Source organism: Flavobacterium hibernum (assembly GCF_000832125.1).
Lineage (GTDB): Bacteria > Bacteroidota > Bacteroidia > Flavobacteriales > Flavobacteriaceae > Flavobacterium > Flavobacterium hibernum.
Genome location: NZ_JPRK01000019.1, coordinates 63988 through 81664 on the forward strand (window position 1 = coordinate 63988; position 17677 = coordinate 81664).

A 17677-nucleotide genomic window follows, 5' to 3' on the forward strand; every position below is an offset into this window, starting at 1 on the left:
ATCGGCTCTTTTTTTAATCTTTTTAGTTGAATTTTTACATTCGCTCCGGAACTTCAATTCCAAGTAATGTAAACGCAGATTTTATTACCTCGGCAACTTTTTGGGAAAGCTGTACTCTGAATATTTTTTTTGTCAAATCTACTTCTCCTAGAATATGAACAGATTGATAAAATGAGTTGTATTCTTTTACTAAATCATACGTATAATTAGCAATTAAGGCTGGACTATGATTTTGCGCTGCATTTTGAATTACTTCTGGAAAAAGTTCAATTTGTTTTACCAATTCTTTTTCTTTCTCGTGTAATTCTTCAGTATTTGTTTGCTCAGAAAAATCGAAATCTGACTTACGAATTATAGACTGAATTCTTGCGTATGTATATTGAATAAACGGGCCTGTGTTTCCAGCAAAATCAACAGATTCTTCAGGATTAAACAAAATACGTTTTTTAGGATCTACTTTTAATATGTAATACTTTAAAGCACCAAGACCAATTGTTTTGTACAATTTTGCCTTTTCTTCTGGAGAATAACTGTCTAACTTTCCTAAATCTTCAGAAATTTGCTGCGCAGTATCTGTCATATCTTGCATCAAATCATCGGCATCTACAACAGTTCCCTCACGGCTTTTCATTTTTCCAGATGGTAAATCAACCATTCCGTATGATAAGTGATAAAGACTTGAAGCCCAATCAAAACCAAGCTTTTTTAGAATTAAAAATAATACTTTAAAGTGATAATCTTGTTCGTTACCAACGGTATAAACCATTCCTCCAACATCTGGCATATCTTTTACACGCTGAATTGCAGTTCCAATATCCTGAGTCATATAAACCGCAGTTCCATCCGAACGTAATACAATTTTACGATCTAATCCTTCGTCTGTCAAATCTATCCAAACTGAACCGTCCGGATCTTTTTCAAAAACTCCTTTATCAAGACCTACCTGAACAACATCTTTACCTAATAAATAAGTGTTGCTTTCGTAATAATACTTATCAAAATTAACCCCAAGATTGGTGTAAGTTGTTGCAAAACCATCATAAACCCATTGGTTCATCATTTTCCAAAGCGTAATTACTTTTTCATCTCCAGATTCCCATTTTTTAAGCATTTCCTGAGCCTCAATAATAATTGGAGCTTGTTTTTTTGCTTCTTCTTCAGTTTTACCACTTTCTATCAATTGATTGATTTCGGCTTTATACGCTTTATCAAACTCAACATAATATTTACCAACTAATTTATCTCCTTTTAAACCAGTACTTTCAGGAGTTTCACCATTTCCAAACTTCTCCCAAGCGAGCATAGATTTGCAAATATGAATTCCACGATCGTTGATAATTTGAGTTTTATACACTTTTTTACCCGAAGCCTTTATGATTTCAGCTACAGAATATCCTAACAAATTGTTACGAACGTGACCTAAGTGCAAAGGTTTATTTGTATTTGGCGAAGAATATTCGACCATTATTGCCTTGTCGTCGGGATTTGGCGTTACATATCCAAACTTCGTATTATCTTTTATTCCATTAAAGAAATTCAAATAATATCCATCAGATATCACAATATTCAAGAAACCAGAAACGACATTAAAGCGTGTTACTTCGGGAAGATTTTCAACCAGATAATTTCCAATTTTATTTCCTAATTCGACCGGATTACTTTTAATCACTTTTAATAAAGGAAAAATTACCATAGTAATGTCTCCTTCAAACTCTTTTCGTGTAGTTTGAAATTCGATTTTATCAACAGTAACATCAAATAATGCTTGTATTGCTTTTTGTATAGAAGGTGTAAGAATTTGTGATAATGACATGTAAACTTATTTTAAAGTGAGCAAAGATACTGCTTATTCATCAATTACAGAAAATGAAAAACATATAAAATACAACAAAACAATTCGAAATTCTTAAAATGGATTTTGTTTTGATTGCAAAAATTATCAAAAAATCAAAACGCTAATCTATTCACAAACAGAGCATCTTAAAAAAAAGATAATATTTTTTCTTTTTTTGTGTAACATATCGATGATAAAGGAGTCTTAATAAGAACTTTGAATTCATTTAAAGTAAAAAAAAATCTAAGAAAAAAACAAAACAATCATCATCATCAATCAAATCAAAAAAATCAATTTACTACAATTATGAAATTAAAATTCTTTCTGTTCGCTTTACTGGGGGTAATGGCAACAGCGCAAGCCCAGAACGCGGGATCGGTTTCTGGAAAAATTACCGAAAAATCGAATAGCGCGCCTATTTCTTATGCAACTGTTTCTATCAAAGAAAACGGAAAAGTAGTTTCGGGAGTAAATACAGATGATAATGGTGATTTTGCTATTAAAAATTTAGCGTTAAAAAGTTACACAATCGAAATTCAATATATTGGTTTTAGAAAATATACGGGATCTATTATTTTAAGCGACAATAAAAAAACTGCTACAATTAATATTGCCCTTGAAGAAGAAGCGACTCAGCTTAAAGGTGTAAATATTGTAAGCGACCGCTCAACAATAGAACAAAAAATTGACCGAAAAGTAATTACTGTTGGAAAAGATTTAACTACAGCAGGAGCATCGGCATCTGATATTATGAATAATATTCCTTCTGTAAATGTAGATCAGGACGGAAAACTTTCGCTTCGTGGAAACGATAATGTTCGTGTATTAATTGACGGAAGGCCATCGAATATTGACCCAGCGCAATTACTAAAACAAATTCCATCAACTTCTATCAAAAAAATTGAGTTGATTACGAATCCAAGTGCAAAATACAATCCTGAAGGAATGTCTGGAATCATCAATATCGTTTTACATAAAAACACAAATAATGGTTTTAACGGAAGTTACAGCGGAGGAATCACTTTTGGAAAAACGGCTAAATACAACCAATCTTTAAACTTGAACTACAAAACAGGAAAAGTAAATTTCTTTGGTAATGTGGGACAAAACTTTGGAACGTATCAAAATGATGGTTTCATTAAAAGATTTAATCCGGATGTATTTCAGAAAATTGATGTTCTAAACGATAATGATTCGTATTTATATAAAATAGGAATGGATTATTTAATTGACGATCATAATACTTTATCTTTTTACACGAATCAAAATAAATCGAACGGAAAAGGTTTTGTTGATACTGGTATTAACTACGACGATGTAACAGGTTCTGATGTAGCAAGTATTTTTCAAAAATCTAAATATTCTGGACCAGACCAAGTTGGAACTTATAATTTAGCGTACAAACATATCTTTAAAAAAGAAGGTCATACCTTAGATTTTGAAGGAAATTACAGCGATAATAAAGACACTCAATATTCTACTTTTGATACTCAAACGATAAACAACGACAACACTCAAAACAATGTTGTTTATGATGATTATATCAAAGGAACTCGTAAGCTGACTACTTTAAACGTTGATTACGTAAATCCATTAAACGATAAAACGACTCTTGAAGCTGGTGCCGAAGCTAGAATTACTAAAACAGATAATTACTACCTTACCGGAAATCCGTTTGCAGCGCTTCCAGTTTCTAATTATACTTATGACACTGATATTTATTCTGCTTATGTAACATTTGGTCAGAAATTTAAAAAATTTAGTTACCAATTAGGAACTCGTTTCGAAAGTTATAAAGTAGCTGCTAACTTGAATCAAGGTCTTGAAAAATTCAATGATGATTATATTACTTTATATCCATCGGCTTATTTTACTTATAATTTAACTGAGAAAAATACTTTGCAATTTAGCTACAGCCGTCGTGTAGACCGTCCGAGTTTAGAACAAACTAAACCTATTCGTGAGTTTTCTACTCCTTTAGTGACTTCATTAGGAAATCCTGAATTAAGACCTCAATTTACAAATTCGGTAGAAATAAATTATACTAGAACTCTTGAAAAAGGAAGCTTTACTACTGGTATATTTTATAGAAGTATTAATGACCAAATTAGTAGAATTTTATATCCAGACGAAACTGACCCAACGGGTAACAAGCAAATCTTAACTTATACCAACTACGATCATAATACATCTTATGGTTTTGAGGTTTCTTTTAATTACAAAATCACAAAATGGTGGGATATTCAACCGTCTATTGATTTCTCAAGCATCAATCAACAAGGAGTTGTATTTGCATACGATCCTGTAACACAAACAAGTAATCCACTTGAAAGAAAAGTTACTGTTGCAGCATTTAATGGTCGTATGAACTCAAACTTTAAAGCCAACAAGCGTTTAAGCTTCTTATTATTTGGTTTTTACAGAGGTGGTGTTGATGGTTTACAAAATAACAGTAAAGAAATGTACAAAATGGACATAGGTTCACGTTATACATTGTTAGACAACAAGATGAATATCAGCTTACGTTTTAATGACGTTTTCAATACGATGAAATATTCATTTGATTCTATGTACCCTTATGCACATGAAGGGCAATTTAAATGGGAAAGTCAAACAGTTTATTTAGGTTTAACTTATAATTTTGGTGGTGCAAAAATCAAAAACTTGCAACGTAAACAAAGAGAAGATAACACTAGTAAAGCTAGCGGTGGTGGAATGTTTTAATCCCGCTTTTATTAGTAGATTTTAATAGTTCTTGTAGAAAAGAAAAGCCTGGAGTTTGCCAACTTCAGGCTTTTTTATTTTTATATCTCTTTATAAAAAATTTCGCAATTCTTTTATTTCTTCAGGATTTGCAGTTTCTGTATTATCTGTAATTGCTGATGAATGATAAAAAGTTGGTTCTAATTTTGTTTGCAGTAATTTTATATTTGAAGATCGCAAACCTCCTCCGGGCATAATTTCGATTCGGTCGTTAGCTAATTTCTGAATCATTTCTAGATCTGAAATTCCCTCTTCAACATTTTTTCCTCGTCCAGAAGTTAAAATAGTTTGAAAACCACAATTAATTACATCTTCAAGAGATTGTGCTATATCATTTACAACATCAAACGCACGATGAAATGTGCACGAAAGCGGACTCGCCAACTCTACTAATTCCTGATTTTGTTTTTTATTAACGCTTCCGTCAAGATTTAAAATCCCGAATACAAAACCATCTATACCAAGTTTTTTGAATTGTTGGATATCTTCTTTCATTTCAGCAAATTCATCATCGGTATAAACAAAATCGCCACCACGAGGCCGAACAATTACATGCATTTTGATCGATAGTTTTTCTCTTACTCTTTCGGCCAAAAATACATTTGGCGTTGTTCCGCCAAGTTCCATGTTTTCACACAACTCAATTCTATCAGCACCACTTTCCTGGGCAATTATCGCCGATTCGTAATTGAAACAGGCTATTTCTAGTTGATTTTTTTTCATTTTAATTTATTTTAAAAAAGTCTTCGACTTCGCTCAGACGAACAATCGTTATTATAATGGTATTTCAAACTCCAGGTGTCATCCTGAGCGGAGTCGAAGGCACTGCAATTGGAACGTGTCTTCGACTCCGCTCAGACGGACAATACTTATTAACAAAACGATATCAAGTCTCGACTGCTATACTGAGCGAAGTAGAAGGCTAATTTACTACTAAACATCCTTTTTATTAAAATTTTTATACGTTGTTTTATTTAAACATTCTGAAAGATTTTTTAAATCCTCCCATTTATCATTTATTATTGCTTCCTTCTTTTTCCTACTCCAACCTTTTACTTGTTTTTCGAATGCGATAGCTTGGTTCACATCATTAAATTCAGTACAAAAAACTAATTCAAGAGGTCTTTTACTATAAGTATAACTTTCTTTATTCGAACCAAAGCAATGTTCGTTTAGTCTTCTTTCTATATCACTTGTAACTCCTGTGTAATAACTATCATCTGAACACTTTAATATATAAACATAATACCTCTTCATTTTAAATAACTTTATAATTAGACTCCTCTTTGATTTATTAGCAAATTTTAATTATTAAAAGTAAGAAAAATACTTAAATTTATTAATGTTTGTCATATTGAACAAAAAGTGAAATCGTATCAATTGAAACGTGGTCTTCGACTTCGCTCAGACTGACATACTGATTCAAAAAACAAAAAATGCACAATCTCGATTGTCATCCTGAGCGAAATCGGAAGCGTACCAATTGGAATCTGTCTTCGACTTCGCTCAGACTGACATACTGGATTAAAAAAAAAACAAAAAATGCACAACCTCGATTGTCATCCTGAGCGAAGTCGAAGGCGCTCCAATTTAAACGTGTCTTCGACTTCGCTCAGACTGACATACGGGTATAAAAAAACCTGCTCTAAAAAAGAGCAGGCTTTGAAATATATTGCAAGATGAATTAATTTACCATTTAATAATTGCGCTCGCCCAAGTAAAACCACTACCAAAAGCAGCCAAAACAACTGTATCTCCTGATTTGATTTTTCCTTGTTCCCAAGCTTCAGTCAAAGCAATTGGAATAGATGCTGCAGTTGTATTTCCGTATTTCTGAATATTGTTATGAACTTGATCATCACTCAATTTAAATTTATTTTGAATGAATTGCGAAATTCTCAAATTTGCCTGATGCGGAATCAACATATCAATATCTGAAACTTGTAAACCATTTGCTTCCAGACCTTCGTTAATTACTTCGGCAAAACGAACCACTGCATTTTTAAATACAAATTGTCCGTTCATATACGGATAATAACTTTCGTCATTTGGGTCATTATCTGCTAAAATATCAGTTACCCAACGTGCTCCCATTCCTGGCGCCTGCAAAGCTAATTCCTCTGCATGTTGTCCTTCTGAATGTAAATGTGTAGATAAAATTCCTTTTGTCAAATCTTCTTCACGGCTTAAAACCGCCGCTCCTGCTCCATCTCCAAAAATTACCGAAACGCCACGTCCGCGGGTTGTCATATCTAATCCTGTAGAATGCACTTCAGAACCAATTACCAAAATGTTTTTATACATTCCGGTTTTAATGTATTGATCTGCAACAGATATTGCGTAAACAAAACCTGAACATTGGTTTCTAACGTCTAAAGCTCCAACGGTTCTTAATCCTAAATCACGTTGTACTAAAACTCCTGGACCTGGAAAATAATAATCTGGACTTAATGTAGCAAAAACTACAAAATCAATATCTTCTTTGGCAACGCCAGAACGTTCTATAGCAATCTTAGCTGCTTTTACCCCCATTGTAGTTGTGGTGTCTTCGCCACGAATGATATGTCTGCGCTCTTGGATTCCTGTGCGCTCTTGAATCCATTCATCATTGGTATCAATAATCTTAGACAAATCATCGTTGGTCACAACATTTGAAGGGACATAATATCCTAAGCCCGCTATTTTTGAATGATACATATTCTTTTATTATTTGTTATAAAATTGGAATGCAAATTTAAGTATACTTTAAAACATTAACGTCCAAATTAGTGTTTTTTTCGTAATTGACAATTTAATATACTTTAATTATATACCCAATTAAGGCTATTTACATTTTGAAAAATCAGTTTTTACATCAAAACAATGAAAAGTATGAAAAATAACGCATAAAATGTAACAAGATTAAAGTACTTTAGTCAAACATTATGAATGCCATTTTTTAAACACCTAAAATTCAAATTATGAAATTAAAGATCACATTTTTCTTATTTCTAAATATTGGCTTTTTTGCCTTTGCCCAAGAAAATCTAACCTATCAAAAACCATCAAAGTCGATCTTAGATTTGGCCGATTATGAGAAGGCTCCTACTGTATCAATGGATACAAAAAAAGAGAATATGTTATTGATGTATAGAAATACATACAAAACATTAGACGATTTAAATCAGGAAGAACTTCGTTTAGGTGGTTTGAGAATTAATCCTGTAACAAATATTTCTAGTACTGCCACCTACATTATCAATCTTAAAGTACGAAAAATTAGTGGTAAGGATGAAGTGCAAGTTTCCGGATTACCTACTAATCCCAAAATTAGCAATATACTATGGTCACCAAATGACAAGAAAATTTTGTTCTCGCATACTACAAACACAGGTGTTGAACTTTGGGTTTTAGACGTTGCAACTGCAAAAGCTAATAAACTTACAGAAGCGACTGTAAATGCAAACCTTGGAAATCCCTTTAACTGGTTTTTAGATAGTGAAACAATTTTGGTAAAAATGCTACCAAAGAACAGACCTGCTTTATTAGATTCTAAAAAAGATTTGCCAACTGGTCCAATTATCTCTAATACTTCTGGAGAAAAATCTCAAAACAGAACGTATCCTGACATGTTGAAAAACAAAAATGATGAAATTAATTTCGAAAACATCATCACATCAGAATTATACAAAGTTAACATTAACGGAACTGCAACATTATTTAAAGATGCTGCTATGTACGCAGGAGAAAGAATTTCGCCAGATGGTAATTACATCATGTTAACTACTATTCAAAAACCATTTTCGTATGTTGTTCCTTTTAATAGATTTCCATCTCGAACAATTGTTTATGATGCAAGAGGAAAAGAAGTTAAAACAGTTAACGAAGTTCCTTTAAACGAAATAATCCCAAAAGGTTTTATGGCGGTTAGAAAAGGAAAAAGAGAAATGACCTGGAGAAATGACAAACCTGCAACTTTATCTTATGTTGTAGCTCTTGACGAGGGTAACCCGGCAAACAAAGTAGATTTTAGAGATGAAGTTTTTCTATGGGAAGCTCCATTTACAAATGATGCAACATCATTAGTAAAAGTACCTCAACGTTACAGCGATGTTACTTGGGGGAATGATAATATTGCTTTTATTTCTGACGAATGGTACGATACTCGTAACACTAAAACATACTTAATTAATCCGTCAAATCCTGGACAACAGGCAAAAGTAATTACAGATAGAAATCAACAAGATGTTTATTCTGATCCGGGAGTTTTTGAAACAAGAAAAAACCAATACAACAAATATGTTTTAGCGATCGAAAAAGACAATGCTTATCGTATTGGTGACGGATATACAAAAGAAGGACAATTTCCTTTTATCGACGAGTTTAATTTAAAAACATTACAATCTAAACGTATTTACACTTCGACTTATAAAGACAAAAAAGAAGATTTGTTAGAAATTGAAGATTTTAAAACTGGTAAAGTTTTAGTTCAGATTCAATCTAAAAGTGAATATCCAAATTACTATTTTAGAAATATTAAAAAACAAAACAGCTTAACTCCTATTACATCTTTCAAAAATCCGTTTGAAAGCATTAAAAATGTGAGTAAAGAAGTAATCAGATACAAACGCAAAGATGGTCTTGAACTTTCTGGAACTTTATATTTGCCTGTAGGTTACGACAAAGCAAAAAAAGAGAAATTACCTTTGTTAATCTGGGCTTATCCTGCAGAATACAAAGACAGAAATAGTGCAGGTCAATCGACACAAAACTCAAACGAATTTACTTTTCCTTATTATGGATCGTTTGTGTATTGGGTAACTAAAGGATATGTTGTTCTTGACGATGCTGCTTTCCCAATTATTGGAGAAGGAACTACAGAACCAAATGATAATTTTATTTCTCAATTGGTAGACAACGCCGCAGCTGCAATTGATGCCGTTGACGCTTTAGGATATATTAACCGTAAAAAAGTAGCCGTTGGAGGACATTCTTACGGAGCTTTTATGACTGCAAACTTATTAACTCATTCTAATCTTTTTGCTTGCGGAATTGCCAGAAGTGGTGCTTACAATAGAACTTTAACACCTTTCGGATTTCAAACTGAACAACGTAATTACTGGGAAGTTCCTGAAGTTTACACGACAATGTCTCCTTTTATGAGTGCCGATAAAATGAAAACTCCTCTTTTATTAGTTCACGGTGAAGCCGACAATAATCCTGGAACTTTTACATTGCAAACAGAGCGTTATTATCAAGCTCTTAAAGGTTTGGGAGCAACTGCAAGAATGGTAATTTTACCTAAAGAAGCGCACAGTTATGTTGCCAAAGAAAACATTTTGCACCTGCTTTGGGAACAAGATCAGTTTTTAGAAAAGTATTTAAAGAACTAATTTACACAAGTAAACCCGACAGGTTTTGAAAACCTGTCGGGTTCAATAAAACAAGAAACCCGATAGTTTTAGACTATCGGGTTTCTTGTTTTTATACCACTAAAAAAAATTATCTAATTTTCTAATTGTCACATTTTCTAATTAAAGATAATTCAATCCAAGAAATATTTCCTGTTCAAGTGGTAAATCAATCTCACTTTCAAAAAATATTAATTGCCTTTTATAAACTGTTTCAATTAAAAAATGATTTCCTCTAAAATAAGTTCTTCTAATCTTTACCGGTAAATTCGATTCGGGCACCATTTTAAACTGGTGCGGATAAACCAATGTTTTATGAGTTTGATCTTCATAAGGAACCAATACATGCGTTGGCACTTCGTTTACTTCTCCAAAAAGTGAAGCTACATATTTAGTCTCCGGATCTTCATAAATTTTTGTTGGATTTCCCTTTGTAAGAACTTCCCCGTTTCGCATAACGATTGCTTCATCAGCAAACGACAAAGCATCTGTACTATCGTGTGTTGCAATAATACAGGTAATTCCTTTTTGTCTTAGGTATTTAAATAAATTTCGGCGTAAAGCATTTTTACGAAAAGCATCGATTTGACTAAATGGTTCGTCTAATAAAATTACTTCCGGCTCAAGAGCCAAAACCCTCACCAATGCAACCCTTTGTTGTTGTCCTCCACTCAAAAATTTAGCTTTGACATTAGAAAACTGCTCCATTTCAACCATTTCTAATAATTCCTGAACACGAAGTTTTTTCATATTCGCAAAACCATTCGAAAGAAATTTTCCAACATTTTCTGCAACAGTCTCATAAGGAGACAAATCAAAATCCTGTGCCAAATATTTCATATACGGCATTCCCGGAATCAAATTATACTTTGGACCTAAGATTGGCTTTTCGTTATAGAAAATTTTGCCATCGTCTAAGTTATACAAACCATATATTAGCTTAAGAAGAGTACTTTTTCCGCAGCCACTCTCGCCAATAATAGCAATATTCTCACCTTTATTTATGGTAAAAGAAACGTTTTTTATAACAGGGTTTTCGGTATACGAAAAAGAGATATTTTGAATGTCGAGCATGGGTTATATTTGAAAGCACAAATTTACAATGTTTAATTTCTAAAGTCAAAAAAAAAGCTGCTTCAATTACGAAACAGCTTTTAAGAAATTTTATTGCGTTTGAATAATTATTTTCCCGCTTGAGCTTTAGCATCATTAACCATTTTGTCATTTGCAGTAATCGAAAATTCTACACGACGGTTTTGAGCTCTTCCCTCAGGAGTATCATTTGTTGCAATTGGATCAGCAATTCCTAAACCAGAAGTTTTAAAACGGCTTGCTTTTAATCCTTTTGCAACTAAGTAAGCTTGCACAGATGCAGCTCTTTGTCCTGAAAGTGTTAAGTTGTATTCTGGTTTCCCTGTATTATCAGTATAACCAAAAATTTGAATATCAGTATCTCCGTACTCATTAAATACAGGAACCAATTTATCTAGGTTTGCTTTTGCTTGAGCAGTTAAAGTCGATTTGTTAGTATCAAAACGAACAGAGTTTTCATTTAAAGTTAAATGAATACCTTCTCCAACTCTTTCTACAGAAGCACCTGGTAAAGCCTGATCAATTTCACGAGCTTGTTTATCCATTTTGTTTCCAATAAGAGCACCTGTTCCACCACCTACTGCAGCTCCAATAGCAGCACCTAAAGCAGCGTTTCCACCGTGTCCTAAATTATTTCCTAAAATACCTCCAATAAGACCACCCGCAACTACTCCAATTCCGGCTCCTTTTTGTGTATTATTAGCATTTTTTACTGAATCGCAACTTGTAAAGAAACTTACTAATACAAGTAAACTACTCAAACTTAAAACGGTTATCTTTCTCATCTTTATATATTTTTAATATTAATTAGCTCTTTGAAATTGGTAAGTAACATCTTTCACTTGTCCACCTACATTAATGTTGTCAATTAACTGAAAAGAACTATCAGTAACTCCAGCAACTTTTAGTAAATACCCATCTCTAACTTTTTTTGCTTTTACACCAGCGTCAAGAATTTTAAGTATAAACATACCTTGGCTGTTGATGCTCCATACAATAGGAGAAGAAAATGAAGTACAACTTGGCGCAGTCAAAGCCATTGATCCTTTGTTGTTGTTTGAAATGAAACTCCAAGTACTACCAATAAAACATTTAGAATCCGCAAGATCAAATGAATTTACTTTAATATACTCAGATCCGGGATAAGAAACATTGGTAAGTACCCAATTTCCTTTTAACGCTACTTGAGTCGATTTATCAAGTTTAGTTGCAAGCGTTGGTGCTTCTGTTGAAGCAGTTGTAGACGAAGCTGATTTACACGCGAATAACATCGTTGCAATCATGCAAATGAAAATAATTTTCTTCATTTTGTACATTATTTAAGTTAATACTTACAAGTTTAACAATTATTATAACACAAATATACGATTCAAAGAAACATCTTCAGTTCCAAAATCTAATTATTTTCTTTCAAAATTAACACTTCGGTCATTTTGTCACCCAAAAAACAATTGGTATTCTATTTGAAGGAATGAGAATCATCACGTTAAACTAAAAAATTAAAAAATATGACAACAGGTAAAATTAATGTTTCAGTAGAAAACATATTTCCCTTAATCAAAAAGTTCTTATACAGCGATCACGAAATTTTCTTACGTGAGCTTGTTTCAAACGGAACCGATGCTACTTTAAAATTAAAACACCTTATAAGCATTGGCGAAGCTAAAGTAGAATACGGAAATCCAATTATCGAGATCAAAGTTGATAAAGAAGGGAAAAAAATCCATATTATCGACCAAGGTTTAGGTATGACTGCAGATGAAGTTGAAAAATACATCAATCAGGTAGCATTTTCCGGAGCCGAAGAATTCTTAGACAAATACAAAGATTCTGCTAAAGACTCTGGAATTATTGGTCACTTTGGACTTGGTTTTTACTCTGCATTTATGGTTGCAGAAAAAGTAGAAATTATCACAAAATCATATAAAGATGAGCCAGCTGCACATTGGACATGTGACGGTAGCCCTGAATTTACTTTAGAGCCAGCTGACAAAACTTCACGTGGTACAGAAATCATCTTGCATATTGCTGAGGATTCTCTAGAATTTTTAGAAGATTCAAAAATTAGCGGATTATTGAATAAGTACAACAAGTTTATGCCTATTCCAATTAAATTTGGAACAAAAACAGAAACACTTCCAAAACCGGAAGATGCTCCTGAGGACTATATAAACGAAACTGTTGAAATTGACAATATCATCAATAATCCAAATCCAGCTTGGACTAAACAACCAACTGAATTATCTGATGAAGATTATAAAAACTTCTACAGAGAATTGTATCCAATGCAATTTGAAGATCCGTTGTTCCACATCCATTTAAATGTAGACTATCCGTTTAACTTAACTGGAATTTTATATTTCCCTAAGTTAGGTTCAGATATGCAAATTCAGAAAGACAAAATTCAATTGTACCAAAACCAAGTTTACGTTACTGATAACGTAGAAGGAATTGTTCCAGAATTTTTAACGATGTTAAAAGGAGTCATTGACTCACCAGACATTCCGTTAAACGTTTCACGTTCAGGATTACAGGCAGATGGTGCGGTTAAGAAAATATCAAACTACATTACTCGTAAAGTAGCTGATAAATTAAAAGCTTTATTTAATGAAAACCGTGCTGATTTTGAAGCTAAATGGAATGACATTAAAATAGTTTTAGAGTACGGAATGCTTTCTGAAGATAAATTCTACGAAAAAGCAGGTGCATTTGTATTATACCCAACTGTAGATGACACTTATTTTACTTTAGAAGAATTAAAAGAAAAATTAAAAGAGAATCAAACGGATAAAGACGGAAAGTTAGTAATTCTTTATGCTGGAAATAAAGAGGCACAACACTCTTATATTGAAACAGCAAAAGAAAAAGGATATGAAGTATTACTTTTAGACTCTCCGATTATCTCGCATTTAATTCAAAAAATTGAGGGTGATAATAAAGATGTAACTTTTGTTCGTGTAGATTCTGACCATATTGATAACTTAATCAAAAAAGACGAAAACACGATTTCTAAATTATCTGATGAAGAAAAAGAAACTCTTAAAACTTCATTAGAAGCTTACATACCAAAAGCGTATTCTGTACAATTAGAAGCTATGGATAGTCAAGCTGCTCCATTCATTATAACGCAACCAGAATTTATGCGTAGAATGAAAGAAATGAGTCAGTCTGGCGGTGGCGGAATGTTTGGAATGGGAAATATGCCAGAAATGTATAATTTGATTGTAAATACCAATTCAGATCTAGCAACTAGTATTTTGAACACTGAAGACAAAACACATCAGGAACACTTGGTAAAACAAGCTTTAGATTTAGCTAAATTGTCACAAAACTTATTAAAAGGAGAAGCTTTAACTGCTTTTGTAAAAAGAAGTTTTGAGATGATTAAATAATTTTTGAATCATAAATATTTTATAAAAATCCTGTAGGCTTTGCTTACAGGATTTTTTTATTACAATTCATTTTTTTTATTACATTTGAATGCCTTTTTAACCTAATCAAAAACCCAAACTACTATGAAAAAAACTTTTTTACTACTGCTAACAGTTTGTGCCACAGGACTTACTTATGTTTCGTGTTCTAGTAACGACGACACAAGCAACCAAACCGACGTTTCATCTGTGGGAGCTTCGATAGCAATCGATGCTGCAAACGAAATGGACATTAAAACCGGATTACTTGCTACATCGAAAACTTCTCCTACATCAAAAAATGCAGAAACTACACCCGGCATTTGCGCCACGATTACCGTTACTCAGCAGAATGCTGATTCTTATCCAAAAATATTTACAATAGATTACGGAACAACTGGTTGTACTGATAACACACTAACAAGAAAAGGAAAACTTAAAATTACCCTTTCTGGCCCGGTAATTACAACTGGAAGCAAAATGACTATTGAAAGAATCGATTATTCAATTAATGGTATAAAATTAGAAGGAACCATAGAATACACCAACACAACAACTATCCCAACAGTTCCGCAATGGAGCAGAAAAGTAACCAACGGAAAATTTACAGATTTAGTAGGTCGAGTTTATCTTAATTCCGGCTCATGGACCGTAAAACAAACTGCTGGTGTCGACACTCCTTACGTTTTGGCTGATAATATTTACGAAATGACCGAAGGAAATCATACTATAACAACAGCGAGTGGAGCAACATTGACTTTAACTGTTCAGGAATCATTAGTCAAAAAATATTCTTGTGAATTTATCTCTAAAGGAAAATTAAAAATTCAAGGCGGCTTATTAAACGGAGTTGTCGATTATGGAAATAATGACTGCGATAGTAAATACACTTACACCCACGAAAACGGAACATCTTATAATTTAACAATGTAACCGTATTATTCTTTAAAAATTACAAATCCCAATTTAGAAATAGATTGGGATTTATTTTTGACAAAATTTAAACACTACTTCATTACATTCAAACTATTTTCTTTATTTTGCAGCAAAATCTAAAAACCAATGAAAAAATCAATTATTGCCTTTGTTGCACTTGCCCTATTAGCATCATGTAGCAAAAAAGAATCGACTGACAACTTGCATATTACAGGAAATATTAAAGGATTAAAAAACGGAACTTTATACATTCAAAGAATTGTTGACACATCACTTGTTGCGATCGACAGTATCAAAATTGATGGAAATTCTTCGTTTGAAAGAGACATCAAATTAGAATCTCCAGAAATGCTTTATTTATTTTTAGACAGAGGTGTAACAAACTCAATGGACAACAATATTTTATTTTTTGCAGAGCCTGGAAACATCAATATTGACACCAACTTAGATAATTTTATTTATAGCGCTAAAATTACAGGATCTAAAAATCAAGAATTATACGACGAGTACAGAAAAATAAACTCACGTTTTAATGAAGAAAATCTTTCTATGGTTGAATCAAGATTCAAAGCAATAAAAAGACAAGATCAAAAAGCACTTGATAGTATTACCGCAAAACAGGAATCTAACATTAAAAGAAAATATCTATACGCTACAAACTTTGCTCTTAACAATAAAGATCACGAAATAGCACCTTATATTGCTTTGGCTGAGATTTATGATATTAACGTAAAGTTTCTTGATACAATTCAAAAATCAATGACTCCAAAAGTAGCCAATTCTCTATATGGTAAAAAGCTAACAAAATATGTTGCTGACATTAAAAAAGAACAACAAAAATAGATTTTAAAAAATCTCAAAAACAAAAACGTCCTGAATACTATTTTCAGGACGTTTTTTTATTGCGTAAACTTTAAATTCTAAGATAGTAAATCAATCATATGAATTGAATCCAGATTTTGAGCTTAAAATTTGAGCTGTACTAGTTTTATCTACCAAATAAAGCTCCTATAATTCCAAATACAAATATAAGCGCATATAGAGCTAAAATCGCTACCATAAAAATACCGATAAATTTGTAATGTGATTTTAGATATCCCAAAGAGCTACTTAAAGCTTCTGAATCATTCTCTCTAAATGCTTTTTTGGCATTTACTGAAAATTTGAATAAATAAAAAACAGGAAAGAAATAAATAGCAGCAATAAAAACATAAACAAATCCCATTGCCGCTCCAAAAGAACTTCCAAAAGCCCCTCCCATAGCGCTTCCCATTGATGCAAAAATAGTTCCTGCAAAAACTGCAATTACAAGCATAAGCCCGATACCTACAAATCCTACGATTGATAGAAAATAAGCCCATTTAGCGATTTCCTTTAAAAAGTCTTTTGCAGTTTGGTCGAGCTGCAACTCAAATTTTTCAAAAACTGAAGTTTCTTCCATTGTAATATGTTTTTCTGGTTAAGTAACAAACATAAGAAAATTAACGCAATAACCGCTACAAATAAAAAAAGGTTAAATTCGATTTTACAATTTATTAATTCAATCAGTGAATTAGCCAAGTATTTCTGAGGTCTAATAAAAATTAAAACAAAGTTTCGATCAACATTAAAACCTACTGAGAGAGTAAAAAATTACTGTAAAGAACGCTGAGTTTTTTTTCTCTTAGCTTTTAAAAAAGGTAAAGTTCACAAAGCTTTATATTGACTTAGCTTTGCAAATTTTGTGCGTTTAGAAGAACTCTTAAATTTAAATCTTTGCAATCTCTGCGGTAAGAAATATTAAGTAATATTTCTTTATGCTCCTCCACAACATTTAATGTTGATCGTAGGGCTCTAAAAAATCTGAAATTTCATTTTTCAGTTTATTCCAAAAAAAAAACCATCACTAAAAGTGATGGTTTTACGTTGAGCCGGCGGAGGGACTCGAACCCACGACCTGCTGATTACAAATCAGCTGCTCTAGCCAACTGAGCTACGCTGGCGACTCATTACGGGTGCAAATATAAAATGGATTTTTGTATTTTCCAAAATAAATCTACTGCTTATTTTAATAAAAAACCACCACTCGAAGTGATGGTTTTTGTTGAGCCGGCGGAGGGACTCGAACCCACGACCTGCTGATTACAAATCAGCTGCTCTAGCCAACTGAGCTACGCTGGCGACTCATTACGGGTGCAAAGATAAGCCTGTTTTTCGTTTTTCCAAAAAAAAATCAAGCTTTTTTATACTTTTTTTTAACTACAATGCGTTGA

Annotated in this window: 13 protein-coding genes and 2 tRNA genes; 5 read left to right on the forward strand and 10 right to left on the reverse strand. The window is 32.6% G+C overall.

What is annotated here, in order from left to right; all coding sequences use genetic code 11:
* Window positions 1–34: 34 nt before the first annotated feature.
* On the reverse strand, window positions 35–1813 hold the full coding sequence (argS, locus tag IW18_RS19830; protein WP_041519911.1) for an arginine--tRNA ligase: 1779 nt from the start codon (window positions 1811–1813) through the stop codon (window positions 35–37).
* Window positions 1814–2140: 327 nt separating this feature from the next.
* Between argS and IW18_RS19835 the strand changes: the two genes are divergently transcribed.
* On the forward strand, window positions 2141–4558 hold the full coding sequence (locus tag IW18_RS19835; RefSeq protein WP_041519928.1) for an outer membrane beta-barrel family protein: 2418 nt from the start codon (window positions 2141–2143) through the stop codon (window positions 4556–4558).
* 90 nt (window positions 4559–4648) lie between these two features.
* Here the strand turns inward: IW18_RS19835 and IW18_RS19840 are convergent, their stop codons facing one another.
* From IW18_RS19840 to IW18_RS19850, 3 genes are all read right to left on the reverse strand, one after another.
* A complete protein-coding gene (locus IW18_RS19840; protein WP_041519912.1) occupies window positions 4649–5320 on the reverse strand; it encodes a copper homeostasis protein CutC in 672 nt (223 codons plus the stop codon).
* Between the two features lie 210 nt (window positions 5321–5530).
* Window positions 5531–5854, reverse strand: coding sequence for a GIY-YIG nuclease family protein (locus IW18_RS19845; RefSeq protein WP_041519913.1), 324 nt, complete (start codon window positions 5852–5854; stop codon window positions 5531–5533).
* A gap of 432 nt (window positions 5855–6286) precedes the next feature.
* The gene (locus tag IW18_RS19850; RefSeq protein WP_041519914.1) at window positions 6287–7294 is read right to left on the reverse strand and encodes a 3-oxoacyl-ACP synthase III family protein; all 1008 of its coding nucleotides are present in this window, start codon (window positions 7292–7294) and stop codon (window positions 6287–6289) included.
* A 263-nt stretch (window positions 7295–7557) separates the two neighbouring features.
* On the opposite strand from IW18_RS19850, the gene IW18_RS19855 reads away from it, so the two are divergent.
* Complete coding sequence (locus tag IW18_RS19855) at window positions 7558–9969, forward strand: S9 family peptidase (protein ID WP_041519915.1); 2412 nt, start codon at window positions 7558–7560, stop codon at window positions 9967–9969.
* 141 nt (window positions 9970–10110) lie between these two features.
* On the opposite strand, the gene IW18_RS19860 is transcribed toward IW18_RS19855, so the two are convergent.
* The 3 genes from IW18_RS19860 to IW18_RS19870 form a co-directional block, all read right to left on the reverse strand.
* Complete coding sequence (locus tag IW18_RS19860) at window positions 10111–11061, reverse strand: ABC transporter ATP-binding protein (protein ID WP_041519916.1); 951 nt, start codon at window positions 11059–11061, stop codon at window positions 10111–10113.
* A 107-nt stretch (window positions 11062–11168) separates the two neighbouring features.
* Entirely contained in the window at window positions 11169–11864 is a 696-nt protein-coding gene (locus tag IW18_RS19865) for an OmpA family protein (protein ID WP_041519917.1), read from the reverse strand.
* Window positions 11865–11882: 18 nt separating this feature from the next.
* Window positions 11883–12386, reverse strand: a complete 504-nt coding sequence (locus IW18_RS19870) for a lipocalin family protein (RefSeq protein ID WP_041519929.1) — start codon at window positions 12384–12386, stop codon at window positions 11883–11885.
* A gap of 201 nt (window positions 12387–12587) precedes the next feature.
* Between IW18_RS19870 and htpG the strand changes: the two genes are divergently transcribed.
* From htpG to IW18_RS19885, 3 genes are all read left to right on the forward strand, one after another.
* Complete coding sequence (gene htpG / locus IW18_RS19875; protein WP_041519918.1) at window positions 12588–14471, forward strand: molecular chaperone HtpG; 1884 nt, start codon at window positions 12588–12590, stop codon at window positions 14469–14471.
* Between the two features lie 123 nt (window positions 14472–14594).
* Complete coding sequence (locus tag IW18_RS19880) at window positions 14595–15422, forward strand: hypothetical protein (RefSeq protein WP_041519919.1); 828 nt, start codon at window positions 14595–14597, stop codon at window positions 15420–15422.
* Between the two features lie 129 nt (window positions 15423–15551).
* Window positions 15552–16268, forward strand: coding sequence for a DUF4369 domain-containing protein (locus IW18_RS19885; protein WP_041519920.1), 717 nt, complete (start codon window positions 15552–15554; stop codon window positions 16266–16268).
* 145 nt (window positions 16269–16413) lie between these two features.
* Here the strand turns inward: IW18_RS19885 and IW18_RS19890 are convergent, their stop codons facing one another.
* From IW18_RS19890 to IW18_RS19900, 3 genes are all read right to left on the reverse strand, one after another.
* The gene (locus tag IW18_RS19890; RefSeq protein ID WP_041519921.1) at window positions 16414–16866 is read right to left on the reverse strand and encodes a DUF5362 family protein; all 453 of its coding nucleotides are present in this window, start codon (window positions 16864–16866) and stop codon (window positions 16414–16416) included.
* A 467-nt stretch (window positions 16867–17333) separates the two neighbouring features.
* Window positions 17334–17407: transfer RNA gene (locus tag IW18_RS19895), tRNA-Thr, on the reverse strand.
* 104 nt (window positions 17408–17511) lie between these two features.
* Window positions 17512–17585, reverse strand: a tRNA-Thr gene (locus IW18_RS19900).
* Between the last annotated feature and the right edge of the window lie 92 nt (window positions 17586–17677).